We start from the raw sequence: 24358 nt of genomic DNA on the forward strand, positions 1-24358 counted from the left end.
AAGAGATTTACAGGCGCCGGCAGGAGACAGTTGAACGCAGCTTCGCTGATGCTAAACAACTACACGGTTATCGATATGCTCGCTACACCAGGCTTAATAGAGTGGCTGGTCAGTGTCTGATGGCTGCAACTGCCCAAAACATCAAGAAAATTGCTCAGATGGCGGCCTGAGCCTCTATTGAGCCCTCTCTACACTCCAAACCCCTTGCTTAGCCTCTGTAAATGCCCCAGTACGGTGTTTGCGAGGCTCAACCTAGATTCGAGAAACTCTCCGGCTTTTGGGTTAGCAATGCCCAGAAACAACAAACCCCAGCAAAAATGCCGGGGTTTGTCAGCGATCTGAAAGCCGACCTGCGAAGGTCGGCTTTTAAGCAAGTTAGAAGCCTTACAGCCCCAACTTCTTCTCCAGGTAGTGAATATTCACGCAGCCCTTGATGAATTCACCGTCATTAACCAGATCTTTCTGCAGGTCGATGTTGGTTTTAATGCCTTCAATAATCAGTTCATCGAGAGCATTATTCATGCGCTTGAGGGCGTTTTCACGATCTTTGCCGTAGGTGATGACTTTGGCGATCATGGAGTCGTAGTGGGGCGGTACGCTGTAGCCACTGTACAGGTGCGAATCCACGCGAATACCAAAGCCGCCCGGCGCATGGAAATTTGTGATCTTGCCGGGGCTGGGCATAAAGGTTTTGGCGTCTTCCGCGTTAATGCGGCACTCGAAAGCGTGGCCACGGAAAATCACTTCGTCTTGTGTAAAGCTGAGTTTTTCGCCACTGGCGATACGCAGCTGCTCCTTGATGATGTCCACGCCGGTGATCATTTCCGATACCGGGTGCTCCACCTGCACACGAGTGTTCATCTCGATAAAGTAGAAACGCTCGTTCTCGTAGAGGAACTCGAAGGTGCCAGCGCCTTTGTAGCCAATGTCGATACAGGCCTGGGTGCAGGCGTCGTACACTTCCTGGCGCACAGCGTCGGGAATGCCCGGTGCCGGAGCTTCTTCCAGAACCTTTTGGTGACGGCGTTGCAGCGAGCAATCGCGGTCGCCCAAATGGATGGCGCCGCCTTGGCCGTCTGCCAGCACCTGCACTTCCACGTGGCGTGGGGTGGTGAGGAATTTCTCCATATACACCGTATCGTCGCCAAAGGCGGTGCGGGCTTCTGACTTGGTGATCTGGATGGCGTTGATCAGATGGGCCTCGGTGTGCACGGTGCGCATGCCGCGGCCACCACCGCCAGCGGCGGCTTTGATGATTACCGGGTAGCCGATCCTTTGGGCGATTTCCAGGTTGCGCTCGTTGTCTTCACTCAGTGGCCCGTCGGAGCCGGGCACTGTTGGTACGCCGGCTGCCTTCATCGCCTCAATGGCAGCAACCTTGTCGCCCATGGTGCGAATTACATCGGCGCTGGGGCCAATAAAGGTAAAGCCGCTGTTCTCCACCTGCTCGGCAAAGTCGGCGTTTTCCGCCAGGAAGCCGTAGCCGGGATGCACCGCCACAGAATCGGTAACTTCCATGGCGCTGATGATACGCGGCACATTCAGGTAGCTTTCCGTGGAGGGGTTGGGGCCGATGCAGACCGATTCGTCTGCCAGGCGCACGTGTTTCAATTCGGCGTCTGCCTTGGAGTGCACGGCAACGGTTTTAATGCCCAGCTCTTTACAAGCGCGCAGGATGCGCAGGGCAATTTCGCCACGGTTGGCGATCAGCACTTTTTCCAGCATGGTGTGTTCCCGCTGTTGTTGAGTGGCGTTGGTCAGACGATGGTGATCATCGGCTGGTCGAATTCTACCGGCTCGCCGTCTTCCACCAGGATGGCACCAATGGTGCCGGACTTGTCGGCTTCGATCTGGTTCATCATCTTCATGGCTTCAACAATGCAGATAACATCGCCAGCTTTCACGCTCTTGCCTACTTCGCAGAATGATGGAGCGCCAGGTGCCGGTGAACGATAGAAAGTGCCCACCATGGGTGACAGCACCGCGTGGCCTTCCGGTTCGGCGGCAGCAGGAGCTTCCGCTGCTGCGGCAGGTGCCGGAGCAGGGGCAGCGGGCGCTACCGGAGCGGCAGGTGCTACCGCAGCTACTGGTGCGGCGGCGACAATCGGGCCGCCACGACTGATGCGGACAGACTCTTCGCCTTCGACAATTTCCAGCTCGCCGATATCGGATTCTTCGAGCAGTTCTATCAGTTTTTTAATTTTTCGAATGTCCATGATGGATCCCGTTGGTGTTGATAGGTGGTTTAGCTATCGCCGAGTTTGCTGAATGCAGCTTGTAGCGCCAGCTGGTAACTGTTGGCGCCAAAGCCGCAGACAACGCCATCGGCAATGTCCGAAAAATAGGAGTGCTGGCGGAAGGATTCCCGGCTGTGCACATTCGATAAGTGCACTTCAATAAAAGGAATGGCTACGGCCAGCAATGCATCCCGCAGTGCCACACTGGTGTGGGTAAACGCGGCGGGGTTAAAGAGAATATAGTTGACGCCTTCGTGGGCTGCGTCGTGAATGCGCTCAATCAGCTCATATTCGGCATTGCTTTGCAGGGCCAGCAGGTGGTGGCCATTGCTGCGGCATTGCTCGGTGAGTTGTTGATTGATGCTGTCCAGAGTGTCGGCACCATAAAGGTCGGGCTCGCGGCTACCCAGCAGATTCAGGTTGGGGCCATGCAGTACCAGGATGGTTGACATAGTAAATTGCTCTGACGGTGGACGCGGGTTACAGAGTTTTATTACAGAGATGTTGCGAGAGTCTGCACGAAAATCGTGCGCAAGTCCAACTTTTTGGGTTTTTCTTTGGGTTTCGAAGACAATCGCTGCACGATAGCCTCAATATCTCCGAATTAGCACCCCTTGGGGGTTGGTTGGAAACCAGTTTTCTGGTGTTCTGCGCATTTTGCTGTCAGTTCAAGGCTGTTGTAAATGTTTTGGCCGAAGTTTCAATATTTTGCTGTTAAGTGTCAGGAAAAGTAACTTAAATGAAGCAAAGTTGCGTGCTTTAGGCTTTTTTGTGCCCGCCAGTGGATGGAAAGGGTGAAGTTGTTGGGATTGTTGGTAGGGTTTGGCGCAAATTTCCTGTTATAGTCCATGAAAAAGTACTGTTCAGGAAAATTTGGCAATGAAAGTAATTGTGGCCGTAGGGGGGATGCTGTTGGCTGTGCTGGCAGCGGCGCAAACATCGACTGTAGAAGTGACCGACGCCTATGTGCGCGCCATGCCGCCAGGACGTACAGTGACGGCGGGCTTTTTTGAAATAGCCAACCGCGGCGATCAGGATTGCCGTCTGGAGGCGGCGAAAACTGATATCGCCGGTGCCACTGAGCTGCATACCCATATCCACGAAGATGGCAAAATGAAAATGCGCCAGGTGCCTGGTATCGATTTGCCAGCCGGCGAGCAGTTGTCGTTCAAGCCCGGCGGTTTGCATGTGATGCTGTTTCGTGTGCGCCCGTTAAAAGATGGTGAACCGGTGGAAATGGTGCTGGAATTCGCCGACTGCGACCCCGTGGTGGTACAGGCTGAAGTGCGCAGCATAAAGCGCAAATAAGGAGGCTCGGTTGTCTGGATTGAATGCAAAGGTGGCGGGTATCAAGGAACGCTTTGCAGAGTGGCGTGAAGACTACCTGGTGGAGCGCTCATTTATAAGGCACCTGTTGTGGTTCTTGCTGGGCCTGTTTGTGATTCTGTTGCTGGTGGGGTGGTTTTGGAGTCAGGAGCCGGAACCATTCGAGGTAAAACCATTCAATGATGTGCAAGGCTTCCAGCCAGTTGGGGCTGTAACCGCTTCCACTATGATTGCGGTTGCGGAAACACTGCTGGACAAGCCTGGCGGCTTCTTGAGTAATGACATCACCCCTCCGGGAATTTGGCTGGATAATATTCCGAGCTGGGAATATGGCGTAGTGATTCAGCTGCGCGATCTCAGCAAGGCGATGCAGCAGTCGTTCAGTCGCTCTCAGTCGCAGTCTGTGGATGATCCAGATTTGGTGCTGGCGGAGTCGCGCTTTAATTACGATCATACAAAGTGGATGTTCCCTGCCGCAGAGCGAAGTTATCGTGAGGGTATTGATTATGTCAGTGCCTATTTGCAGCGGCTTGCAGATGACGACGAGCACAATGCGCAGTTTTATGCCCGTGCTGATAATCTCAGTTATTGGTTGCGTGCAGTGGAAACTCGACTTGGCAATTTGTCCCAGCGTCTAAGTGCCAGTGTAGGGCAGGCCCGCCTAAATACCGACCTGGCTGGAGATCCGGAAGCCCGTCAATCTACCCCTGCTCCAGACGAGTTGGTGGTGAAAACCCCCTGGCTGGAAATTGATAATGTGTTCTATGAGGCGCGAGGTTCAAGTTGGGCGCTTATGCACTTCCTGCGAGCGGTAGAAGTTGACTTTGCCGAAGTGCTGGAAAAGAAAAATGCCCGTGTCAGCCTGCAGCAAATTATTCGCGAGCTGGAAGGCGCCCAGCAAACCCTGTGGAGCCCCATGGTGCTTAACGGAGATGGCTTCGGCGTAATGGCCAATCACTCACTGGTTATGGCTTCCTATATAAGCCGCGCCAATGCGGCGCTGATTGATTTGCGTGCACTCCTCGATCAAGGGTAAGTGGATCAAGGGTAAGTAAATCAAGGTTAACCAATACAACGACGGACTGAAATCAGGTGCAAGTGGACAGCGACAACAATCTCGGTGAATTGGCCCTGCAAGCGCTGGCCTGCCAGCCTTTGGGGGTGGTGGTGCTGGATCGCCGTCAGCGAGTGTTGCTGTGGAATCGCTGGATGGAGCAATGGAGCTGCATCGATGCGGAGCAGATTCTGCAGCGCGGCCTTAACGATCTGTTTCCAGAGCTGGTGGGCGGCGACCTGACAGCAGCGGTGGACTCTGTACTGAGCAGTGGCAGCCCAGTGTGCTGGACGCAAACGGTCGACCCGGAAAGGCTCGACGTCATCGAACACGCCATGACCCGTGGCGACCGGGAAATGCCCCTGCACCGGGTGCAGATCAGCGCCATTAGCCAAGGGCCAAATTCCCTGTGTCTGTTGCAGATTGATGAGGCGCCCTACGACCCCTTGTTTGTAAAAACCCGTAAACCCAGTGCTCTGGACGGTGAGGCGCCAGCCTATTTGGAAACCGACTGGCTGGGTGTGCTGACGGTGGATGCGGACGGTGTTATCCAGCAATCCAACGAAGCGGCCCGGGTGCTGTTTGGCTATCGGGAAGAACAGCTGCAAGATGCCCCGGTTCGTATCCTGTTTCCTGCCATCGACGAATTGCCGGAAGCGGACCTGAAAGGCTTTTTTGAAAAGCAAATGCGCCAGAGCAGTGACGGTCTATTGGAGGCTGCCACTGCAGACGGTCGCACCCTGCAGATGCAGGTACAGGTATTCCGTTCCGTGCAGCATCCCGGTCACTATGTGCTTTGCTGTGGCGACCTCTCCAACCTCAGCAGTGCCCAGGAAACCCTGTTCCGCCAGCGGGAATTGATCAGCATTATTTACGAGCAAGTGGCTGACGGTTTGATTCTGGTGGACGATCAGGGCTTGATCGAACACGTCAATCCGGTGGGGCTGGAATTACTGCACAGCAGCGAAACCAACTTGCTGCACGGCAAGGTCAGCCATTGGCTAACCTTTGTGGATGAAAGCGGCGAGCCGCTTTCATGTCCCGCCAGTGAAGCCCTGCGTCGTGGCACTTTGGTGAGCCTGCCAGAGGGGGCGCAATTGCAGGCTCCAGATCATCCGCCGGTAAACGCCATGGCGTCGGCGATGCCGTTGCGCAACCGCAAAAACGACCTGGTGGGTGTGGTGGTGATCTTCCGTGCGGTGAGCGAATCCCGGCGCATGTCTAGCCGTCTGGCCTGGCAATCCATGCACGACCCGTTGACGCAACTGGCCAACCGCCGCCAGCTGATGGCGGATCTGGCGCAGTTAATCGAGCGCACCCAAAACAGCCTGGACACTCACACCCTGCTGTACATTGACCTCTACAATTTCTCAGTCATCAACGACACTTGTGGCCACAACGCTGGCGATGAACTGCTGCGCCAGTTTGCCCGCCTGCTGAGCCGTCTCAGTGATAAAGAGGACACTGTTGCGCGCCTGGGTAATGACGAATTTGCCCTGTTGCTTGCCAACCGTACCGTGGACGAGTGCCGGGAGTTGGCTGATCAATTGTTGTGGCAGATCAAAACCTTCAGCTTCCCTTGGGGTGAACGTCGCCTCAAGGTGGGTGCCAGCATCGGCGCCAAGGTGATCGACAGTAATACCAATTCCGCCATCGACGTACTGGTGGAGGCGGGCAGTGCCTGCACCGCCGCCAGGGAGGCCGGCCGCAATCGAATACATTTCCACTATCTGGCCAAAGACGTCACCCGTCGCCAGAGTGTGGCCGAGTGGATTCCGCGCATCACCGAGGCACTGGAAGAAGACCGCTTTGTACTCTACGTGCAGCCCATTGTGCCTGCCGGCAAAGTGGAGCCCACTGCACGCCATTACGAAGTGTTGGTGCGTATGGTGGATCGCGAAGGCAAGCTGGTACCCCCTGGGGAATTTATCCCGGTGGCTGAGCACTACGGAATTATTGACGAGCTGGATCGCTGGACTTTTGAACGCACCATCAGCTACCTGCAGCGGCAGTTGGAAAACCACAAAGACTACACGCGGCGCTTTTCGGTAAACCTGTCTGGCAGCACCATCGGCGATGAAGATTTTCGCGAATACGTACTGCGCCGCTTCCGGGAAACCGGTGTCGACCCACGCCATATTCAATTCGAAATTACCGAGACGGCGGCGGTGCGCAACTTTGACCGCGCCATGGAATTTATTCGTGCCCTCAAAGCACAGGGCTGCTACTTCTCGCTGGACGATTTCGGCAGCGGGTTATCGTCTTTCGCTTACTTGAAGCAACTACCGGTGGACTTCCTGAAAATCGATGGCAGCTTTATTCACAACATGGAATTTAACGACGTAGATTATTCCATGATCAGCACCATCAACCACCTGGGTCATATCATGGGTATTCGCACCGTGGCAGAGTGTGTGGAAAACGACAACCAGCTGGCCATGTTGCGGGAGATTGGCATCGACTACGTGCAGGGGTATGCATTGTCGCAGCCCAAGCCGATGGATCAGTTGTAGGGAGTCCAGTTTTCCCTCGTCACTGCGAGCGTAGCGGCAAATCTTTGATTTGGGCAGCCTTTAGGCTGGGCGTGGCGTACAACCAATCTCGCAACTTTTATATCACAGGTGAAAAATGAAAAAACATTTTGCAGTATGTATTTTCTTATTCGTTGTTAGCCAACTCACCTTTGCTGATATTCCCCTTTCTGAGAACACTGAACTGGTCTTCGCCAGCAAAAAACAAGCAGGCAAACTGCTGGCGCAAAAAGACGACTACACTCAGCGCCTCAGCCAATTCGACCTCACCGCAAAACTGCAGCGCAAATCTCCAGCCACCGTAAAACAGTTTCTCAGCTTTGCTCGCAAGCAAGGCATGAATTGGGAGAAAGAAGAAAAACAGCGCCTTGGGGAAATCTTTCAAAGCCTGCAGGCACCTCTGGCCCCTTACGTTGATCTGTTGCCAGAAAAGGTCTATCTGGTAAAAACTACCGGCCGTGTTGAGTCCGGAGCGCTCTACACTCGCGGTAATAATATTTATATTCCCGCCCGCAATATGGCCATGGGCGACGACCAGCTCACCACCATCATGTTGCACGAGCTGTTCCATATTATTACCCGTAATAACCCGGAATTACGCGACCGTCTGTACGCAGCTATTGGTTTTGTCAAAACCAGCGAGCTGGTGCTGCCGGAACCTTTGCGGAGCCGAAAAATCAGCAACCCGGATGTGCCTGTCCTCAGTCATCTGATAAAAGTGACAATAGAAGGAAAAGAACGTTGGGTAACGCCCATTATTTATTCAGGAACCGATTACGATCGCGCTATAAAGAGGGTGTTCTTCCAGTATTTAAAGTTGGCTGTATTGGTGTATGACTGGGATGGCTCTGGCGAGCCAAGTGCTGCTATGGAGAATGGAAAACCGTTACTGGTGCCATTGGGGCAAGTCGCGGGATTGTTTGAACAAATTGGCAGAAATGCCCAAACTGTTTTCCATCCAGAAGAAGTGCTGGCAGATAACTTTGCTCTGCTGGTGCGTGGGCATAGAGTAGCGAGTCCGGAGGTTTTGGATAAGATGAGAAAGGCTTTTGCAAGATAGGGTGTTCTTCTTTAAAGAAGGTGAGTGCTATTTAATAGTGTATTTTTTCTAACGGAAAATGAGAAAAAAGCGATCTAAAGCTGCCCGATAAACGAACTGATGAGTAAAATTGAAGCATGAATGCTACTATTGATACTTCTATTGCTGTCGTGTGCGGCGGCCCTTCCTCTGAGGCAGAAGTTTCTCGTTCTTCTGGCCGTTGCGTTGCTGAAGCTCTAAAGCAAACATATCCCAATGTTGTTCTTCTGGAGTTGGATAAACACCTGAGTGCAGCCCTTGCAGCAAACTCAGTTGATGTAGTGTTTCCTGCACTTCACGGCCCGCCTGGTGAAGACGGCACATTTCAAGGATTCTTGGAAACTCAAGGTTATCGGTATGTTGGTAGCGGCGTTCGGGCTAGTTCCTTTGCAATGGACAAGTCTGTTGCAAAGTGTATTTTCCGGCAGGCTGGAATTCCTGTGGCCCGGGATATCAATCTTGAACACTCACTGGATTTAGATGCCGCCTGCCAGCATATTGAGAAAGTATTGGGAGATGACGTTGTTATCAAACCTTCAAGTGAAGGTTCTGCCGTTGGAGTTCGCTTTGCCAACAGTGCCGAGGAAATCGAAAAACGGCTACAAGAGGCTTGCCTGCATAACGGGAGAGTCTTGGTTGAGGAAAGAATCATAGGCCGCGAGATTACTGTCGGTATATTAGACACCGGTAAGATAGAGGTCTTTCCTGTAATCGAGGTGCGCACGCCGAAGGGTGCTTGGTATGACTACGAGCACAGATATACCGAAGGTGCGAGTGAGCACATTATTCCGGCTCCGCTTTCTCAAGCTCAGTACCAACGCACACAGGAAATTGCGGTACTTGCTCACAAGGCACTCGGATGTAGACATTTGTCACGAGCAGATTTCGTGGTGCCTGAGCATGGTGAGCCCGTACTGCTGGAGGTCAATACCTTGCCTGGTATGACACCAACAAGCCTGTACCCAGATGGTGCACGTGCAATTGGACTGAGCTTTGAAAGTTTGGTATCTAAACTGATAGAAGGAGCGCTAGAATATGATCATGGCTAACAAATCTCTGCAACGGACAAATTACTCGCTGACGACCTCAGTTTACCGCTGAGATTGACGTTGTATCCGAAAATAAGACTGCAAAAAAGTGGATTTCCGTTTTTGCTGATTTTAATCGTTAGAGCTCTTCCGTCTGAATGAGGGAGGTTTTTTCTAAATAGAACCTTGCCTCTATCGTGTCAGTAAAAGTTGTACATGCCAGTGGATGATTTGTGAGTATTAAAAATTTTATTTTTCTTTTCTTGTGTCTTTCTCTTAATAGTTCCGCTAAAGAAGAATTTTCTGAGACGAGTTCATGGAAGGTCTTCTTCAATAAACACCATGCAGTGGGGACAGTTGCCGTTGTCGATGATCGGAAATCATCCAGAAAATTAAGTGTTTATAACGGGAAAAGAGCTGCTCAGCGCTATTCTCCCGCCTCTACATTCAAAATCCCTCATACGCTTTTTGCTTTGGATGCAGGACTGATTGAAGATCAATTTCAGGTTTTTCCATGGGATGGGGTTGAAAGAAATTTTGATCTGCACAATAAAGATCAGAATGTGCGATCAGCTGTACGGAATTCTGTACTTTGGGTTTATGAAGAATTTGCCAAGGAAATAGGAGCAGAAAGAGCACAGAAGTATCTTGAAAAGATTGATTATGGAAATATGGATTCAAGCGTTGAGAGTGGTGTTTATTGGATTCATGGGGGGCTTGCCATATCTGCTTTTGAGCAAATCGCCTTTCTACAAAAACTCTATCGCAATGAACTTCCTTTTCGTATAGAGAATCAGCTTCTTGTAAAGGATATTTTGATTAGGGAGGCGGGGAAAGATTGGATATTGCGAGCAAAGACGGGCTGGGCAGGCCGTTATGGTTGGTGGGTCGGTTGGGTGGAGTGGCCATCCGGACCAGTGTTTTTTGCGCTGAATATAGATACTCCCAATGGTCTGAAGGATTTGTATAAAAGAGAAGCAATTGTCAGGGACATTTTGTTGTCATTAGATGCGCTCCCGTCTCAGGCGTCAATGTAGTTGGTAAAAGTGAGGCTCTGGTAGATTGAAACACTTTTGTGTCAAAGGAGGTTGATGGGATGTATCGAATCCTATGTATTGCTACAACACTTTTCGCTGTTTCGGCTTTTTCTCAAGAAATAGCTATTACAATTGATGATGCACCTGCCCCCGATTCAAATTTGTTTGCTGGAGAAGAAAGAACACAAAAGCTGATTGAAAGCCTTAAGAAATCTGATGTTTCCGATGTGCTTCTGTTTGTGAAAACAAACAATATCACTGAGCATTCGAAGAAACGACTTGAGGCTTATGTTGACGCTGGCTTTCATCTTGGCAACCATAGCCATAATCATTATTCTGCAAATAGAAAAGATGTTGATGTTTACCTTTCCGATATCGCCTTGGCCCACGATCGGCTGAAAAGTTTCGGGAATCTTTTGCCTTTTTACAGATATCCATTTTTGCATGAAGGGAATGACAGAAAGGTAAGGGATCGTATACGTCGATTCCTAAAAAGCATGGGTTATCAAAGCGGCTATGTCACGGTTGATAATTATGATTGGTATATGGATAAACTGCTTCAACAGGCATTGGCTGATGGTAGGGAAATCGATTATGAGGCGCTAAAAAAAGCGTACGTTACAATTCTTTGGGAATCGATCAAATTTTATGATGAAGTTGCCCAGCAATCTTTGGGGCGCTCTCCAAGACATGTTCTGTTGCTTCACGAAAATGATATGGCTGCGTTATATATAGGCGATCTGATTAGCCATATTCGCTCCAATGGGTGGGTGATTATATCGCCAGAGGAGGCGTATAAAGATCCAATAGCATCTAGCGTTCCTGACGTTCTATATAATAAACAAGGTAGAGTCGCTGCTATTGCCAAGAGTAAAGGCTGGGATACAAAATTTCTTCGGCATGAATCTGAAAGTGAAGATTTTTTGGATAACTACTTTAAAGACAATGGAGTATATAAGTAGGGTTGTAAGTGAATGGTGAAAGCTAGTTGGTAGGGTTTATTCCTCTGCGGTTTTTTCTTTCCTGGTTTTAATTGTAATTAACTAACCCAATTATCCAAAAGCAATCCCTCCACCCGCTCAAACTCTTTCAAATTATTGGTTATCAAAGTTAGTCCTTCACTCCTGGCGTGGCCTGCAATATGCAGATCGTTAACGCCAATAGGTGTTCCCTTGCGTTCTAAATCTGTCCGTATATTGCCGTAATGAGTCGCTGCTTTTTCTCCGTATTCAAGCACGGTCAGGCGGGAGGTGAAGTCTTCAACCTGTCGGAAGTTGTGTTTGGGTTGGGCGCTTTTTTCTACGCCATGGAGCAGTTCGGCTAGAGTGATGGTACTGATGCAAAGTTGGCCGGCGTGTTGGTTAAAAACTTCAAGTACGTCTATTGGTCGCCGCTTAATCACGTAGATGGCAATGTTGGTGTCGAGCATGTATTTGAGCATTAAAGCTCTTCCCGCTCAGCTTGCTCTTGTGAGGCTCGTTGTTCCATAAAGTCGTCGCTGACGCGCTCTTCGGAAAGAAAGAAGCTGTCCCAGGTGCTGTCTACTGGGGAGAGCACGCGATCTTTGCCAACAATACGAACATTCACCTGTTTAACGTCGTCAGGGAATCGAGTGTCAGCGGGTAAGCGAACGGCTTGGGTGCGGTTGTTGACGAATACAGAGCCTTTGGCCATGGGGTTGTTCCTGTCTAAAGCTACATAAGCGAGTATATGGCGCAACAGTGTATATTGCAATTGTATATAGCATGTTGATAGCTTAAGGCTGTTACCTCAAATCAAGCTCCTTAATCTTCCGCGTCAGCGTATTCCTCCCCCACCCCAATAATTTGGCTGCTGCTTCCTTGCGCCCACCGGTATAGCTAAGGGCAGCTTCTATAGCGATGCGTTCAATTTCTGGTTGGGTAGTGGAAAGCACGTTGGTTTTGCCGCGGTGCAGTTGTTGTTGAAACCAGTTCTGCAGTGCTCCCTGCCAGTCGCCCGTAGTGTGTGTTGCACTGCTGTTTGTGTTCTCTTGCTGCAGCAGTTCGGCGGGCAGGTCTTGAAGGTGAATTTCCCGTCCTGGTGCCATCACGGTGAGCCAGCGGCAGCAGTTTTCCAGTTGGCGCACGTTGCCGGGCCAGGGGTGTTGTTGCAGGAATTGCTCGCTGTCCGGCAGCAGCACTTTGGTTTCTACATCCAGCTCATTGGCGGTTTTTTGCAGGAAGTGGTGGGCCAGTTTGATGATGTCTTCGCGCCGCTCTGACAGTTTGGGCAGGTTTAGGCGAATGACGTTAAGGCGATGCAGCAGGTCTTCGCGAAAGCGTTTTTCTGCCACCCGCTGTTCCAGGTTTTGGTGGGTGGCGGTGATGATACGTACGTCTACGGTCACCGGGCTGTGGCCGCCCACTCGGTAGAATTTGCCATCGGCCAATACGCGCAACAGCCGGGTTTGTGCTTCGGCGGGCATGTCACCAATTTCATCCAGAAACAGGGTGCCGCCATCTGCCTGTTCGAAGCGGCCCACGCGACGCTGGCTGGCGCCGGTAAAGGCGCCTTTCTCGTGACCGAATAATTCCGATTCGATCAGGTCGCTGGGTATGGCCGCCATATTGATAGCCACAAATGGCTGCTCACGCCGCGGGCTGTGGCGGTGCAGGGCGCGGGCCACCAGCTCTTTGCCGGTGCCGGATTCACCGTTGATCAATACGGTAAGGTGAGAGTTGGAGAGACGGCCAATGGCGCGGAACAGCTCCTGCATGGCAGGAGCTTCGCCGATAATGTCGGAGCCGCTGGTGCTTTCTTCGGAGCTGCTTTGTTCGGCCTTTAGTTGGTTGGCGATCTGTTCCCGGCGGTGGTTGATGGCGCGTCGGGTAACGGCCACCAGTTCGTTGATATCGAAAGGCTTGGGCAGGTATTCGAAGGCGCCGCCCTCGTAGGCTGAGACAGCGCTATCTAAATCGGAGTGTGCGGTGGTGATGATCACCGGAATGTGCGGGTAGCTGTCGTGGATGGCCTGCAACAGTTCCATGCCGCTCATGCCAGGCATGTGTACATCGCTGACAATGGCCTCCGGGGCTTGTTTTGCCAATGCAGCGATCAATTCTTCGGCGCTGCTAAAGCTGCGGCAGTCGATGTCGTTGCGAGTCAGGGCTTTCTCCGCCACCCAGCGAATGGAGTGGTCGTCGTCCACTACCCATACGGTGTCAGTGCTCACGGTGTGGCTCCTGTTGCAGAGGCAGGAAAATGGAAAAGCGGGTTCTGCCCGGCTGGCTGAAACACTCAATCAGTCCCGAATGACGACCAATGATGGTTTGTGCAATGTGCAGACCCAGGCCGGAGCCGCCCTGGCGGCCACTGATCATGGGGTAAAAAATGCGGTCGACGATTTCTTCGGGAATGCCGGGGCCGTCGTCTTCAATATCCAGGCGCAGCACAGTGCGGTGGAACGCTTTGCCAATGGTGAATTGGCGCTGGATTCGGCTGCGCAGGTTTATGGTGCCGCCGTCGTTGGCGGCCAATGCCTGGGCTGCGTTGCGTGCGATGTTGAGCAGTGCCTGAATCAACTGTTGGCCATCTACTTCCAGCTCCGGGATGCTGGGGTCGTAGTCTCTGCGAATAGCGATGGCAGGGGTCGCGTCTTTGCTGCTGTGCAGTTCGGCGGTGATCAGTGCAGCTACGTGCTCGGTAAGTTCGTGAATGTTGGTGGCAGCCAGTTGCAGGGGGCGAGCCGGCCCCAGTAATTCGTCCACCAGCAGGCTCAGGCGGTTGGCTTCGGCGACGATCAGATCGGTGTATTCCTGTTGTTCCACGGGTAGTTCCAGAGCCAGTAGTTGTGCTGCCCCCTTGATACCGCCCAGGGGGTTCTTTACTTCGTGAGCGAGGCCCAATACCAGCTCGTGGCTGGCGCTTTGGATAGACAGCAGGGCGTCTTCCCGATTGATCTGCAAGATTCGATCCACTGACTGCAATTCCAGCAATAATCGTTTTCCCGGCAGGGGCGAGGTGGTCACGTCGACGGTGATACGGCGGTCGCCAGGGGTAGACAGCTTGGCCGCTCGGTAAGTGTAGGGTGTTTCGCCCTGCTGGATTTGTTGCAGCTCCAGCGCCTGGCTGGGGATGGACAGCATCGGTGGGAAAGCCATGCCCTGCAACTGATTGCGGCCGATGCTGAGCAGGTTCTCCGCTGCCGAGTTGGCGTGCAGGATGCACATATCCTCGCCCAACAGCAGTACGGCGGTGTGGAGTTGGTCGAGGGGGGGGATTTGTGGCGTATCTGTCATGGGGAGGCCTGGGGAAAAGGCCAGTTTAGCGGGTTATATTACTTTTTGCACCAAGTTGGTGCGATGCAAGTTTACAGCCCCGGCGCCCTTAACGGCCCATTGCGTACAATCGGGCGCTTGACGTGAATGGTGACACTGTTGGAGCTGGCGATGGTCTTGCCGCTGGCGTCGATGATATTCACCACAATACTGTGGCTGCCTCGCTCCAGATCGGTGAGCACAAAATTGAGATTTTTAGAGGGCTCGTCAAAGCTCTCACCATCGTATAGCAGTTGTGCTTTGTGGTCGGGTTGCAGGCCCGGAGTAAGCGCTAACTTCACCGCCAGCCTTTGCTGGTCATGGAGAATGCTTTGGTCATTGCTGGGGTGGGTGATAGAAACTGACTGGTAGCCACGAAAGCGCTTGGGCTTGTCGATTTTTTGTTGGGGCTGCCAGCGTTGTTTGTTGGCGCGGGCTTTTTGAACCGCTTGCGGGTCGGGATCGGCGGCGTTGACGGTGAGCTTTTCGTAGTTCACATCGCCGCTGGGTTTTTTGTCGGTAAAGGTGACTTTGCCGTTTTTGTCGACAATTTTGTAGAGCTGCTGGGCCAGGGCTGGTGTGCTGACCAGTAGTGTAGCGGCCAGCAGGTAAGTCAGGTGACGTGCCATCGTCTTTGCCTCCGATTGCGTTAGGGTTTGTTGATGTCTCATATCCACCTCTGCTGAGAGCGATTTTTGCGCTCAACAAGACGGAAAAAGTGACGTGTAGTCACTCTACACCAGCTTTTTCCAACGCAGTGGAGCGCAAAAATAGCCTCAGCCCTTCGGGTTGGGGCTGAAAAGGCGCCCCTCGTTGTTGCTCGTCGCTCATTTGGAATGACCAAATCACACTCCTTGCGCCTAGATGGACGCCTTTTCAGCCGCCAACAGTGGCGGATATGAGACGTCAACAGACCCTGCAATCCTACCCTAAATTGGACTGCCCGCGCCGGTGGCAATTCCCCAAAACCCAAAAAAGCAGCCCAGGTGGGCTGCTTTTTTGGGTTTTGTCATCGCGAGCGTAGCGCGGCGATCTCACACAGCGCGGCAGAGGGCTGATGGAGATTGCCGCGGCCTGCGGCCTCGCAATGACTGAGTTAACAACTGTAGTACAGGTCAAACTCAACGGGGTGAGTAGTCATATTGACGCGCTCCACCTCTTCACGCTTGAGGTCGATGTAAGCGTCGATCATGTCGTCAGTAAATACGCCGCCCTGAGTCAAGAAAGCGCGATCTTCATTCAGCGCGTCCAGAGCTTGTTCCAGGCTGCTGGCAACTGTGGGGATTTCCGCCGCTTCTTCCGGTGGCAGGTCGTACAAGTCCTTGTCGGCGGCGTCGCCTGGGTGAATCTTGTTGATGATGCCGTCGAGGCCCGCCATCAGGTAGGCGGAGAACATCAGGTACGGGTTGGCGGTGGGGTCGCCGAAGCGTACTTCAATGCGCTTGCCTTTGGGGCTGGTCACGTAAGGAATGCGGATAGAGGCGGAGCGGTTGCGGGCAGAGTAGGCCAGCATGACCGGGGCTTCGAAGCCCGGTACCAGGCGCTTGTAGGAGTTGGTGGAGGCGTTGGCAAAGGCGTTCAGGGCGCGGGCGTGCTTGATGATGCCGCCTACGTAGTACAGTGCCATTTCGCTCATGCCTGCGTAGGTGTCGCCAGCGAACTGGTTAACGCCATCTTTGGAGATGGACATGTGCACGTGCATGCCGGAACCGTTGTCGCCCACCAGAGGCTTGGGCATAAAGGTGGCGGTTTTGCCATAGGCGTGAGCCACGTTGTGTACGCAGTACTTCAGTACCTGTACTTCGTCCGCTTTGTTGGTCAGGGTGTTGGCGCCAACGCCGATTTCACACTGGCCTGCGGTGCCCACTTCGTGGTGGTGCACTTCAATTTCCAGGCCCATTTGCTCCATGGCGGCACACATGGCGGCGCGCAGGTCGTGCAGGGAATCGACCGGAGGAACGGGGAAGTAACCGCCTTTCACGCCAGGACGGTGGCCGGTGTTGCCGTCGTCGTAGTTGTGAGAGGACGCCCAGGCGGCTTCTTCAGAGTTGATTTTGTAGAAGGCGCCGCTCATGTCTGCGCCCCACTTGATGTCGTCGAACACGAAGAACTCTGGCTCCGGGCCAAAGATGGCGGTGTCGCCGATGCCGGTAGACTTCAGGTAAGCCTCGGCGCGGGCAGCCACAGAGCGGGGGTCGCGCTCGTAACCCTGGCCAGTGGTGGGCTCAACGATGTTGCAGCGTACGATAACCGTGGGCTCGTCAGTGAATGGGTCCAACAGGGCGGTGTCATCTTGCGGCAGCAGGATCATGTCGGACTCATTGATGCCTTTCCAGCCGGCGATAGAAGAGCCATCGAACATTTTGCCGTCTTCAAAAAAGTCTTCGTCCACCTCAGAGGTGGGAATGGAGACGTGCTGCTCCTTGCCTTTGGTGTCGGTAAAGCGCAGGTCTACCCAACGGGCGCCGCTTTCGCTGATGAGTTCGAGGGTCTTGGACATGATGGTCTCCGTGAAAATGGTTGGGCTCAACAAATAGGATGACTTGCCATTAGCAATTGGTGTGCCAACTCAAAAATGCGGCGCTGGCGGCGAGAAAGGCGGCATTTTAGCAAAGTATGGGGGTGGATATGTGACAAATAATGCACCAAGTCAGTGCGATCGGTCTTTTTTGGTGCAATTCGGCTGCGAGCTACTAGCTTCGGGCTGCGAGCAGATCGAGTTCACTCGTCATCCTGAGGAGCTTTTGCCACTTCGTCATCCTGAGGCCACGGAGTGGCCGTGAGGATCTCACAACTTTCAAACTCTGAGATCCTCACGTCGCTACGCTCCTCAGGATGACGAAACCACTAACCTGCTCGCAGCTCGTAGCCCGCCGCTGTATCAACCGCTATAATCCCCGCCCCTGATTTTCACCACACATCCAAGCCAGAGCTATGCACTTTATCGTCAAACTGTTCCCGGAGATCATCGTCAAGTCAACGCCGGTGCGTAAGCGAATGATCAAACAGCTGGCCAACAATCTCACCAAGTTGGTGAAAGGCCTGTCTGAAGAGCTGCGTGTGGTGCGCGAGTGGGACAAGATTGAGGTGGTCGGCCCTGAGGGTAATGAGACCCTTGAGCTAAGCGTTCGCAAGGTGCTGCAAAACACCCCGGGCATTGCCAATTTTTCCTCGGTGCGTCGCTACGCGCTGGGGGATCTGGACCAGATGTACCAGCAAACCCTGACTCACTGGGGTGATGCGCTGGCGGGCAAAACCTTTTGTGTGAGGGCAAAGCGCACTGGCAGTCACGATTTTAACTCCAATGAGGTGGAGCAGTACGTGGGCGGTGGCCTTAACCAGAATACAGATGCCGCCGGAGTGAAGCTGAAAAACCCGGATGTGACTGTGCGCCTGGAAATCAAGGACGACAACTTTTATGTGATTGAAAATACCCAGCCGGGCCTGGGGGGCTTCCCCATTGGCACTCAGGATTCGGTGATCTCGCTGATTTCCGGTGGCTTCGATTCCAACGTGGCCAGCTACCTGTGCATGAAGCGTGGCTTGCGCACTCACTTTCTGTTTTTTAACCTCGGCGGTCGTGCCCACGAGCTGGGTGTTAAAGAGGTGGCTCACTTTTTGTGGCAAAAGTACGGCGCTTCCCATTCGGTGAAATTCATCACCGTGCCCTTTGAAGAAGTGGTAGCGGAGATTCTGGAAAACGTCGATAACTCCCAGATGGGGGTAATTCTCAAGCGCATGATGTTGCGCGCGGCCAGCCAAGTGGCGGACACTCTCAATGTGGAAGCGGTGGTGACCGGTGAGGCGGTGGCTCAGGTGTCCAGCCAGACGCTGGCCAACCTGTCGGTTATCGACAAAGTGACCGATACACTGGTGTTGCGGCCGCTGATTACCGCCGACAAAAACGACATTATCAAAACCGCCCGCGACATTGGCACTGAGGAATTTTCCGCCAGTATGCCGGAGTACTGCGGCGTTATTTCGGTGAAGCCCACCACCCGTGCACGGATGGAGCGCATCGAGCGGGAGGAGTCACGTTTCGACTTTGCGGTTCTCGATGCAGCGGTGAATAGCCGCCGAGAAGAAATGATTCACGATGTGATGGAGCAAGTGGATGCCGATATCGATGTGGAAGTGCTGTCGGTGCCCCTGGCGGAAGCGGTGATATTGGATATCCGCCACCCGGATGAGGAAGAGCTGAACCCGCTGCACGTCAATGGCGCCCGTGTGGAAAAATTGCCTTTTTACCAGCTGGGCAAAAAATTCAAGCAGTTGGATGGCGACACCCGCTACATGCTCTACTGCGCCAAGGGAATCATGAGTCGTCTGCACGCAGAGATTTTATTTGAGCAAGGTCATGGCAATGTGGCCGTATATAGACCTAAATAGCCCGACCAAAGTGACGCCCTAAACGGGCGTCATCCTGAGCCACGCAGTGGCGTGAGGATCTCACAACTATCAGGGCCTGAGATCCTCGCGGTCGCTTCGCTCCCTCAGGAAGACAGGTCTCCTGAAATTAATTTTTACCGGAACCCCCAATGCTAGCGCAAATCTTCGCCCCCAAATTACTGATCCTTTACACCTTTATCGGTTGTGGCATTTACGTGCACTACCGCGGCAAGGTGCGTCACAAGTTTTTCCGTCAACTGAGTGACCACTCCACCATTATGGCGCCGGTGAATTGCCTGATGTACCTGTTCTCTAAAGTCCCCAACACGCCGTATCTGGATGTGAAGCAATTCCCGGAATTGCAGCTGTTGCAGGATAACTGGGAGACCATTCGCGATGAGGCACAGCAACTGTCTGGTGGTGGCCATATCAAGAAAAGCGAAAAGCTGGACGACCTGGGGTTCAACTCGTTTTTCAAAACTGGCTGGACTCGTTTTTACCTGAAGTGGTATCAGGATTACCTGCCATCCGCCAAAGCGTTGTGCCCGCAAACCCTGGAATTGCTGCGTCAGTGCCCATCGGTAAAAGCGGCCATGTTTACTATGCTGCCTCCCGGCGGCACTCTGGTGCGACACCGCGACCCCTACGCCGGTTCGTTGCGCTATCACCTCGGTTTGGTAACCCCCAACAGCGATGACTGCTATATCGCTGTGGACGGCGACAAATATTCCTGGCGCGATGGCGAAGAGGTGATGTTTGATGAGACGTATATTCACTACGCCGCGAATAACAGCGATACAGATCGCCTGATTCTGTTCTGCGATATCGAGCGCCCCATGAACAACCCCATTGCCAAGTGGTTCAACAAAATTTTTGGCCGTTTTGTGGTGACTGCTTCCGCCACCAAAAATACCGACAGCGACAAGGTGGGCCTGCTCAATCGCATCTTTGGCGGCGTTTACCAGATTCGCATTATCGGCAAAAAGCTCAAGGCGTTTAACAAGCCGCTTTACTATCTGGTGAAGTGGGCGCTGTTTGGGCTGATCCTCTGGGCAATCTTTTTCTAAGCTGCCCGTCATTGCGAGGAGCGTAGCGACGTGGCAATCTTCTGAACAAAGGAGATTGCCATGGCTACGTTAAAAACCCAGCCTCGCAAGGCCAGTGTAAAAACATTCCTCGATAAAGCCGCCAGCGGTGAGCGCCGCTCGGACTGCGATCGCGTCCTTAACCTGCTTCAAGAAATTAGCGGCGAACCTCCGGTGATGTGGGGCGCCAGTATTATCGGCTTTGGCCGTTACCGCTACGATAACACCCAGGGCGGCGGCGAGTGGATGCTCACTGGCTTTTCGCCGCGCAAGCAAAACCTTACCGTTTATATCATGAACGGATTTTCCCGCTACCCGGATTTGATGGCCAAATTGGGTAAGCACAAAACCGGTAAATCCTGCCTCTACATCAAAAAACTCAGCGACGTGGATTTCGAGGTACTGCGGGAGCTGGTGGTTCGCTCTGTGGCGGATATGCGACTTGCCTATGACACTGATTGACAGCCACTGCCATTTCGATTTTGGCGCGTTTGATGACAACCGCGAACAGTGTTGGCGGGAATGTCGGCAAGCGGGTGTGGAGCAATTGGTGATCCCCGGTGTTAACCCGGCTGAACTGGATGTGCCCTTTGGCTGTGCCGAATCGCTGCCCGGAATATTTGCTGCCGTGGGCCTGCACCCCTGGTGGGTGGCTGCCTGGAGTGAACAACAAACTCCACAGCAGCTGGTAACCGCACTGGAAAAATATCTCCAACATCCAAAGTGTGTGGCAGTGGGGGAGTGTGGCCTGGATGGCTACCTGGATATTGCTATCGAACAGCAACTGCCCTGGTTTGAACAACAACTGAAGCTAGCCTGTGACGCCAAATTACCGGTGATTATTCATGTGCTCAAAGCCCACAACAGGGTTATCGAATTGTTAAAAAAATACCGCCTCCCCAAGGGCGGAGTGATCCATGCCTTTACCGGCAGCGCTGAATTGGGGCGGCGTTATTGGGAGCTGGGTTTTTACCTGGGTATCGGCGGTACCATCACTTACGAGCGCGCCCGCAAAACCCGCGATGCCGTAACGCAGTTGCCACTGCAATCTCTGTTGCTGGAAACTGACGCGCCCGACATGCCCCTTTGGGGCCACCAGGGCCAATCCAACAGTCCACTCTATTTGCCGGAAATTGCCAACTGTCTGGCGCAGCTGCGTGGGCAAAGCGTCGAAGACATTGCTGCCCAGACAACCGCAAACAGCCAACAGCTATTTGGAATTTGACGATGCTGTTTAGCCCCCAACAATTCAAGCAACAGTTCCCTCTTTTCTCCCAGCCGGAAAACTGTGAGTTGGTGTATCTGGATAACGCCGCGACGACCCACCGCCCGCAAGTTGTGATCGACGCGGTGGCGGATTTTTATCGCACCAGCAACGCCAATACACACCGTTCCAGCCATCGCCTGGCCCGTCGTGCTACGGAAATGGTGGAGGCGACTCGCATTGCCGCGGGGCGATTTCTCAATGCTGCAGAGCCTTCCGAGGTGATATTTACTCGTGGCTCCACCGAGGGGCTCAACCTGTTGGCCAGCAGCCTGACAGAAAATTTGAGCCCTGGTGATGAAATTGTACTGACCACGGCGGAGCACCACGCCAACCTGGTGCCTTGGCAGATGGCGGCCCAGCGTCACGACCTTATTCTGAAATTTGTGCCCCATAAGAACGGTGTGCCGCAGTTTGATCGCGTTGAAGAAGTGCTGTCGGAGCGCACCAAAATTGTGTCGGTGACTGCGGCGTCCAATGCCTTGGGCTTTATGGCTGATTTGGGGCCGCTGAAGCAGGTATTGGCAGATCGCAACATCCGCTGGATAGTGGACGCGGCTCAACTGGCTGCACATCAGGTTGTGGATGCGCAAACCATTGGCTGTGATTTTCTGGTGTGCTCCGCTCACAAGTTTTATGGCCCTACCGGAGTTGGCTTGCTGTATGGCCGTCGAGAATCCCTGGCAGCACTGCCGCCCTGGCAGGGCGGTGGGGAAATGATTGAGCAGGTACAGCTGCAGAGCAGTACCTATGGGGCGCCGCCACACCGTTTTGAAACCGGTACTTCCTCTCTGGCGGCCATTGCCGGGCTGGGTGCTTGCCTGCAGTTTTTGCAGCAGTTGGATCGCGATGCCATGGCGGCTTACGAACAGCAATTGACGGACTACTTGCACCAGCAGTTACAAAAGTTACCGGGTATTGACTTGTTATCCAATGCCGAAAGCAATGTAGGTATTGCCACCTTTGCACCCGCTGTGGAAAGCGCGTTGCAGGCAACGGATATCGCCCACTGGCTCGATGGCCGAGATATCGCCGTGCGCGCCGGCCGCCATTGCGCCATGCCGTTGATGGAGTTGCGCTCAGGCCACGGTAGCAGCGTGCGCGCCTCCATCGCCGCCTATAACAGTCGCAACGATATTGATCGGCTGATCGAGTCTTTGCAGAATTGCCTGGCGGCTACACAAAGCAATTCTTCGCTGGTAACCACTGCGGACGCTGACCATCTTGAAGAACTGTCTATTGAGCAGCTAAGACAACAAAGGGGCTGGCAGCAACGCTACCGACAGTTGATGAAGTGGGCCGACGCCATTGCCCCTAAGCCGGGTATTCGTACCGTGGGCAATCGGGTGCGCGGTTGCGAAGCCGCTACCTGGGTCAGTCATCGAATGGTTGATGATCGGCACCAGTTTTTTATCGACAGTGAGGCGCGGGTCGTGAAGGGGCTGGCCGCTCTGTTGCTGCTGTTGGTGAACAACAAAACCACTGCTGAAATTGCCGCTTTAGATATGGATGCCCTGTTTGCTGACCTTGGCCTGGAAAAGCACCTAAGCCCCTCCCGCAGTAATGGTTTTCGGGCGCTGGTGAATAGAGTGCTGCAATTGTCTGGCTCCCTTTTGGGGTAGTAATGGCTGGTTCCTTTAACGTGCCATGATGGTTTTGAGTGGCTTATCGAAAAGGCAAGGTTCTTATTATGGAAAACTGGATCAACCCCATTACCTTGAGCGGCGATCACGTCATTCTGGAACCCATGTCCAGTGACCATGTGATGGCGCTGCAACAGGCCAGTGCCGATGGTGAATTGTGGAGGCTCTGGTATACCCACATACCCGAGCCGGATAAAACCGCCGATTATGTCAATGAGGCGCTGGCCGCCCAGCAGCGAAGAGAGATGCTGCCCTTTGTGGTGCGTCATAAAGCGAGTGGCCAGGTGATTGGCTCAACCCGGTTTTGTAATATCGACAACGTTCATCGCCGGGTGGAAATTGGCTACACCTGGTACGCCAAATCATTCCAGCGCAGCGCGGTAAACAGCGAGTGCAAATTGCTGTTGTTGCAACACGCGTTTGAAGCCCTTGAAGTGATTGCGGTGGAGTTTCGCACACACTGGCACAACCGCGCGTCGCGGGCAGCCATTGCCCGGTTGGGTGCAAAACAGGATGGGGTGTTGAGAAACCACCAGCGTTCTGCCGATGGCAGCTATCGCGATACAGTGGTGTTCTCCATTACCAACGGGGAGTGGTCGGCGGTAAAACAGAACCTGAGATTTCAGTTGGCCCGCTAACCGGCGCTGCAGCCGCCGGGCCGGGGTTTACCGAATGAGTGACCCGGTTTTTGCCGGACTTTTTCGCCCGATACAGGGCTTTGTCTGCCTGATTACACAGTTGTTCAAAAGACAGTGGCTGATTCCACTCTGTGGCAGAGATGCCAATGCTGGCAGTGCACTGAATCGCCTGCTGCTTGTACTGCACAACGTGCTGGCCCAGGCTGCGGCGCAGCTTTTCTGCCAGGTGCATGGCGCCACCCAGGTGTGTATCCGCCAGCGCCAAAGCAAATTCCTCGCCACCGATGCGGCCAACCAGATCGCTGGCTCTGATCTGGTGGCGGATAATCTCACCAAACTGCCTTAACACCTCATCACCGGCGGGGTGGCCATGGGTGTCATTCACCTGTTTGAAATCGTCGACATCCAGGTACAGCAATGAAAAAGGCGCGTGATTGCGGCTGGCCACTTTCATCACACTGAGGGCGCTGTCCATAAAGGCCCGGCGGGTCATTACAGTAGTCAGGGAATCGTAAGTGGCCAGCTTGCGGGCTTCCTGCTCCAGATCATGAATTTTCAGGATCAAGCCAGTGCTGTGCCAGGTGGCGGTGGGTGCGATCAGCGCGGGCACCAAAATAGAAATAACCAGCCCAATGGTGTTGATGCCGTCTGCAAACCACGCCATCACCAGATAGGTGATCAGCACAGATACCAGAACGCAGGCCACGGCAAATAACGCCACGGTGCGATTGCGCCCCAGTCTGATAATCATGTCCTTCATTAAGCCTTCTC

The 24358-nt window shown here is 53.4% G+C and carries 24 protein-coding genes; 14 read left to right on the top strand and 10 right to left on the bottom strand.

The window, feature by feature from the left end; translation table 11 throughout:
• A partial coding sequence (locus tag QSV34_RS08740) for a transposase (protein WP_289151995.1) occupies positions 1 to 170 on the top strand: 170 nt, incomplete at its 5' end.
• 214 nt (positions 171 to 384) lie between these two features.
• Here the strand turns inward: QSV34_RS08740 and accC are convergent.
• The 3 genes from accC to aroQ are packed head-to-tail and all read right to left on the bottom strand — an operon-like array spanning position 385 to position 2689.
• Positions 385 to 1725, bottom strand: coding sequence for an acetyl-CoA carboxylase biotin carboxylase subunit (gene accC / locus QSV34_RS08745; protein WP_289153846.1), 1341 nt, complete (start codon positions 1723 to 1725; stop codon positions 385 to 387).
• 32 nt (positions 1726 to 1757) lie between these two features.
• Positions 1758 to 2216, bottom strand: a complete 459-nt coding sequence (accB, locus tag QSV34_RS08750; protein ID WP_289153848.1) for an acetyl-CoA carboxylase biotin carboxyl carrier protein — start codon at positions 2214 to 2216, stop codon at positions 1758 to 1760.
• A 29-nt stretch (positions 2217 to 2245) separates the two neighbouring features.
• The gene (aroQ, locus tag QSV34_RS08755; protein ID WP_289153849.1) at positions 2246 to 2689 is read right to left on the bottom strand and encodes a type II 3-dehydroquinate dehydratase; all 444 of its coding nucleotides are present in this window, start codon (positions 2687 to 2689) and stop codon (positions 2246 to 2248) included.
• Positions 2690 to 3116: 427 nt separating this feature from the next.
• Between aroQ and QSV34_RS08760 the strand changes: the two genes are divergently transcribed.
• The 7 genes from QSV34_RS08760 (at position 3117) to QSV34_RS08790 (ending at position 11253) form a co-directional block, all read left to right on the top strand.
• Complete coding sequence (locus tag QSV34_RS08760) at positions 3117 to 3545, top strand: copper chaperone PCu(A)C (RefSeq protein ID WP_289153851.1); 429 nt, start codon at positions 3117 to 3119, stop codon at positions 3543 to 3545.
• 10 nt (positions 3546 to 3555) lie between these two features.
• A complete protein-coding gene (locus QSV34_RS08765; protein ID WP_502929002.1) occupies positions 3556 to 4599 on the top strand; it encodes a DUF2333 family protein in 1044 nt (347 codons plus the stop codon).
• 56 nt (positions 4600 to 4655) lie between these two features.
• Positions 4656 to 7130: a putative bifunctional diguanylate cyclase/phosphodiesterase gene (locus QSV34_RS08770; protein ID WP_289153853.1), complete on the top strand. Its 2475-nt coding sequence runs from the start codon at positions 4656 to 4658 to the stop codon at positions 7128 to 7130.
• A 115-nt stretch (positions 7131 to 7245) separates the two neighbouring features.
• The gene (locus QSV34_RS08775) at positions 7246 to 8208 is read left to right on the top strand and encodes a hypothetical protein (protein WP_289153855.1); all 963 of its coding nucleotides are present in this window, start codon (positions 7246 to 7248) and stop codon (positions 8206 to 8208) included.
• A gap of 116 nt (positions 8209 to 8324) precedes the next feature.
• Complete coding sequence (locus QSV34_RS08780; protein WP_289153857.1) at positions 8325 to 9275, top strand: D-alanine--D-alanine ligase family protein; 951 nt, start codon at positions 8325 to 8327, stop codon at positions 9273 to 9275.
• Positions 9276 to 9487: 212 nt separating this feature from the next.
• Positions 9488 to 10291 (top strand): class D beta-lactamase, encoded by an 804-nt coding sequence (gene blaOXA / locus QSV34_RS08785; RefSeq protein ID WP_289153859.1) that lies wholly within the window; start codon positions 9488 to 9490, stop codon positions 10289 to 10291.
• Between the two features lie 59 nt (positions 10292 to 10350).
• Positions 10351 to 11253 (top strand): polysaccharide deacetylase family protein, encoded by a 903-nt coding sequence (locus tag QSV34_RS08790; protein ID WP_289153860.1) that lies wholly within the window; start codon positions 10351 to 10353, stop codon positions 11251 to 11253.
• Between the two features lie 77 nt (positions 11254 to 11330).
• On the opposite strand, the gene vapC is transcribed toward QSV34_RS08790, so the two are convergent.
• The 6 genes from vapC to glnA all read right to left on the bottom strand — a co-directional run bounded on the left by vapC (position 11331) and on the right by glnA (position 17071).
• On the bottom strand, positions 11331 to 11732 hold the full coding sequence (vapC, locus tag QSV34_RS08795; RefSeq protein WP_289153862.1) for a type II toxin-antitoxin system tRNA(fMet)-specific endonuclease VapC: 402 nt from the start codon (positions 11730 to 11732) through the stop codon (positions 11331 to 11333).
• Positions 11732 to 11965 (bottom strand): type II toxin-antitoxin system VapB family antitoxin, encoded by a 234-nt coding sequence (gene vapB, locus QSV34_RS08800; protein ID WP_289153864.1) that lies wholly within the window; start codon positions 11963 to 11965, stop codon positions 11732 to 11734. Before vapB ends, vapC begins: the two co-directional genes overlap by 1 nt.
• Before the next feature lie 91 nt (positions 11966 to 12056).
• A complete protein-coding gene (glnG, locus tag QSV34_RS08805; protein WP_289153866.1) occupies positions 12057 to 13484 on the bottom strand; it encodes a nitrogen regulation protein NR(I) in 1428 nt (475 codons plus the stop codon).
• Positions 13474 to 14550: a nitrogen regulation protein NR(II) gene (gene glnL / locus QSV34_RS08810; RefSeq protein WP_289153867.1), complete on the bottom strand. Its 1077-nt coding sequence runs from the start codon at positions 14548 to 14550 to the stop codon at positions 13474 to 13476. The genes glnG and glnL overlap by 11 nt, the downstream gene beginning before the upstream one ends.
• Before the next feature lie 71 nt (positions 14551 to 14621).
• The gene (locus QSV34_RS08815; protein ID WP_289153869.1) at positions 14622 to 15197 is read right to left on the bottom strand and encodes a DUF4124 domain-containing protein; all 576 of its coding nucleotides are present in this window, start codon (positions 15195 to 15197) and stop codon (positions 14622 to 14624) included.
• Positions 15198 to 15664: 467 nt separating this feature from the next.
• Positions 15665 to 17071, bottom strand: coding sequence for a glutamate--ammonia ligase (gene glnA / locus QSV34_RS08820; RefSeq protein WP_289154026.1), 1407 nt, complete (start codon positions 17069 to 17071; stop codon positions 15665 to 15667).
• A 431-nt stretch (positions 17072 to 17502) separates the two neighbouring features.
• Here glnA and thiI point away from each other — a divergent pair, with 431 nt between their 5' ends.
• The 6 genes from thiI (at position 17503) to QSV34_RS08850 (ending at position 23587) form a co-directional block, all read left to right on the top strand.
• Entirely contained in the window at positions 17503 to 18957 is a 1455-nt protein-coding gene (thiI, locus tag QSV34_RS08825; protein ID WP_289153871.1) for a tRNA uracil 4-sulfurtransferase ThiI, read from the top strand.
• A gap of 149 nt (positions 18958 to 19106) precedes the next feature.
• Positions 19107 to 20024: an aspartyl/asparaginyl beta-hydroxylase domain-containing protein gene (locus QSV34_RS08830; protein ID WP_289153874.1), complete on the top strand. Its 918-nt coding sequence runs from the start codon at positions 19107 to 19109 to the stop codon at positions 20022 to 20024.
• A gap of 60 nt (positions 20025 to 20084) precedes the next feature.
• Entirely contained in the window at positions 20085 to 20504 is a 420-nt protein-coding gene (locus tag QSV34_RS08835; RefSeq protein ID WP_289153876.1) for a DUF1801 domain-containing protein, read from the top strand.
• Entirely contained in the window at positions 20491 to 21267 is a 777-nt protein-coding gene (locus tag QSV34_RS08840) for a TatD family hydrolase (protein ID WP_289153878.1), read from the top strand. The genes QSV34_RS08835 and QSV34_RS08840 overlap by 14 nt, the downstream gene beginning before the upstream one ends.
• 2 nt (positions 21268 to 21269) lie before the next feature.
• Positions 21270 to 22928, top strand: a complete 1659-nt coding sequence (locus tag QSV34_RS08845) for an aminotransferase class V-fold PLP-dependent enzyme (protein ID WP_289153881.1) — start codon at positions 21270 to 21272, stop codon at positions 22926 to 22928.
• Positions 22929 to 22996: 68 nt separating this feature from the next.
• Complete coding sequence (locus QSV34_RS08850; RefSeq protein WP_289153882.1) at positions 22997 to 23587, top strand: GNAT family N-acetyltransferase; 591 nt, start codon at positions 22997 to 22999, stop codon at positions 23585 to 23587.
• Here the strand turns inward: QSV34_RS08850 and QSV34_RS08855 are convergent.
• Entirely contained in the window at positions 23529 to 24347 is an 819-nt protein-coding gene (locus tag QSV34_RS08855; protein ID WP_289153885.1) for a GGDEF domain-containing protein, read from the bottom strand. The genes QSV34_RS08850 and QSV34_RS08855 overlap by 59 nt on opposite strands.
• Between the last annotated feature and the right edge of the window lie 11 nt (positions 24348 to 24358).

The sequence above is a fragment of the Porticoccus sp. W117 genome (genome assembly GCF_030341905.1).
Classification (GTDB): Bacteria; Pseudomonadota; Gammaproteobacteria; order Pseudomonadales; family Porticoccaceae; genus SCSIO-12696.

Excerpts from the sequence above, each read along its gene's own strand:
- accC (WP_289153846.1), bottom strand. The coding sequence starts at position 1,725 with ATGCTGGAAAAAGTGCTGATCGCCAACCGTGGCGAAATTGCCCTGCGC.
- QSV34_RS08855 (WP_289153885.1), bottom strand. The coding sequence starts at position 24,347 with ATGAAGGACATGATTATCAGACTGGGGCGCAATCGCACCGTGGCGTTA.
- thiI (WP_289153871.1), top strand. The coding sequence starts at position 17,503 with ATGCACTTTATCGTCAAACTGTTCCCGGAGATCATCGTCAAGTCAACG.
- QSV34_RS08815 (WP_289153869.1), bottom strand. The coding sequence starts at position 15,197 with ATGGCACGTCACCTGACTTACCTGCTGGCCGCTACACTACTGGTCAGC.
- QSV34_RS08840 (WP_289153878.1), top strand. The coding sequence starts at position 20,491 with ATGACACTGATTGACAGCCACTGCCATTTCGATTTTGGCGCGTTTGAT.
- QSV34_RS08760 (WP_289153851.1), top strand. The coding sequence starts at position 3,117 with ATGAAAGTAATTGTGGCCGTAGGGGGGATGCTGTTGGCTGTGCTGGCA.
- glnL (WP_289153867.1), bottom strand. The coding sequence starts at position 14,550 with ATGACAGATACGCCACAAATCCCCCCCCTCGACCAACTCCACACCGCC.
- QSV34_RS08850 (WP_289153882.1), top strand. The coding sequence starts at position 22,997 with ATGGAAAACTGGATCAACCCCATTACCTTGAGCGGCGATCACGTCATT.
- QSV34_RS08835 (WP_289153876.1), top strand. The coding sequence starts at position 20,085 with ATGGCTACGTTAAAAACCCAGCCTCGCAAGGCCAGTGTAAAAACATTC.
- QSV34_RS08830 (WP_289153874.1), top strand. The coding sequence starts at position 19,107 with ATGCTAGCGCAAATCTTCGCCCCCAAATTACTGATCCTTTACACCTTT.
- QSV34_RS08775 (WP_289153855.1), top strand. The coding sequence starts at position 7,246 with ATGAAAAAACATTTTGCAGTATGTATTTTCTTATTCGTTGTTAGCCAA.
- QSV34_RS08790 (WP_289153860.1), top strand. The coding sequence starts at position 10,351 with ATGTATCGAATCCTATGTATTGCTACAACACTTTTCGCTGTTTCGGCT.
- aroQ (WP_289153849.1), bottom strand. The coding sequence starts at position 2,689 with ATGTCAACCATCCTGGTACTGCATGGCCCCAACCTGAATCTGCTGGGT.
- vapC (WP_289153862.1), bottom strand. The coding sequence starts at position 11,732 with ATGCTCAAATACATGCTCGACACCAACATTGCCATCTACGTGATTAAG.
- QSV34_RS08780 (WP_289153857.1), top strand. The coding sequence starts at position 8,325 with ATGAATGCTACTATTGATACTTCTATTGCTGTCGTGTGCGGCGGCCCT.
- vapB (WP_289153864.1), bottom strand. The coding sequence starts at position 11,965 with ATGGCCAAAGGCTCTGTATTCGTCAACAACCGCACCCAAGCCGTTCGC.
- QSV34_RS08845 (WP_289153881.1), top strand. The coding sequence starts at position 21,270 with ATGCTGTTTAGCCCCCAACAATTCAAGCAACAGTTCCCTCTTTTCTCC.
- accB (WP_289153848.1), bottom strand. The coding sequence starts at position 2,216 with ATGGACATTCGAAAAATTAAAAAACTGATAGAACTGCTCGAAGAATCC.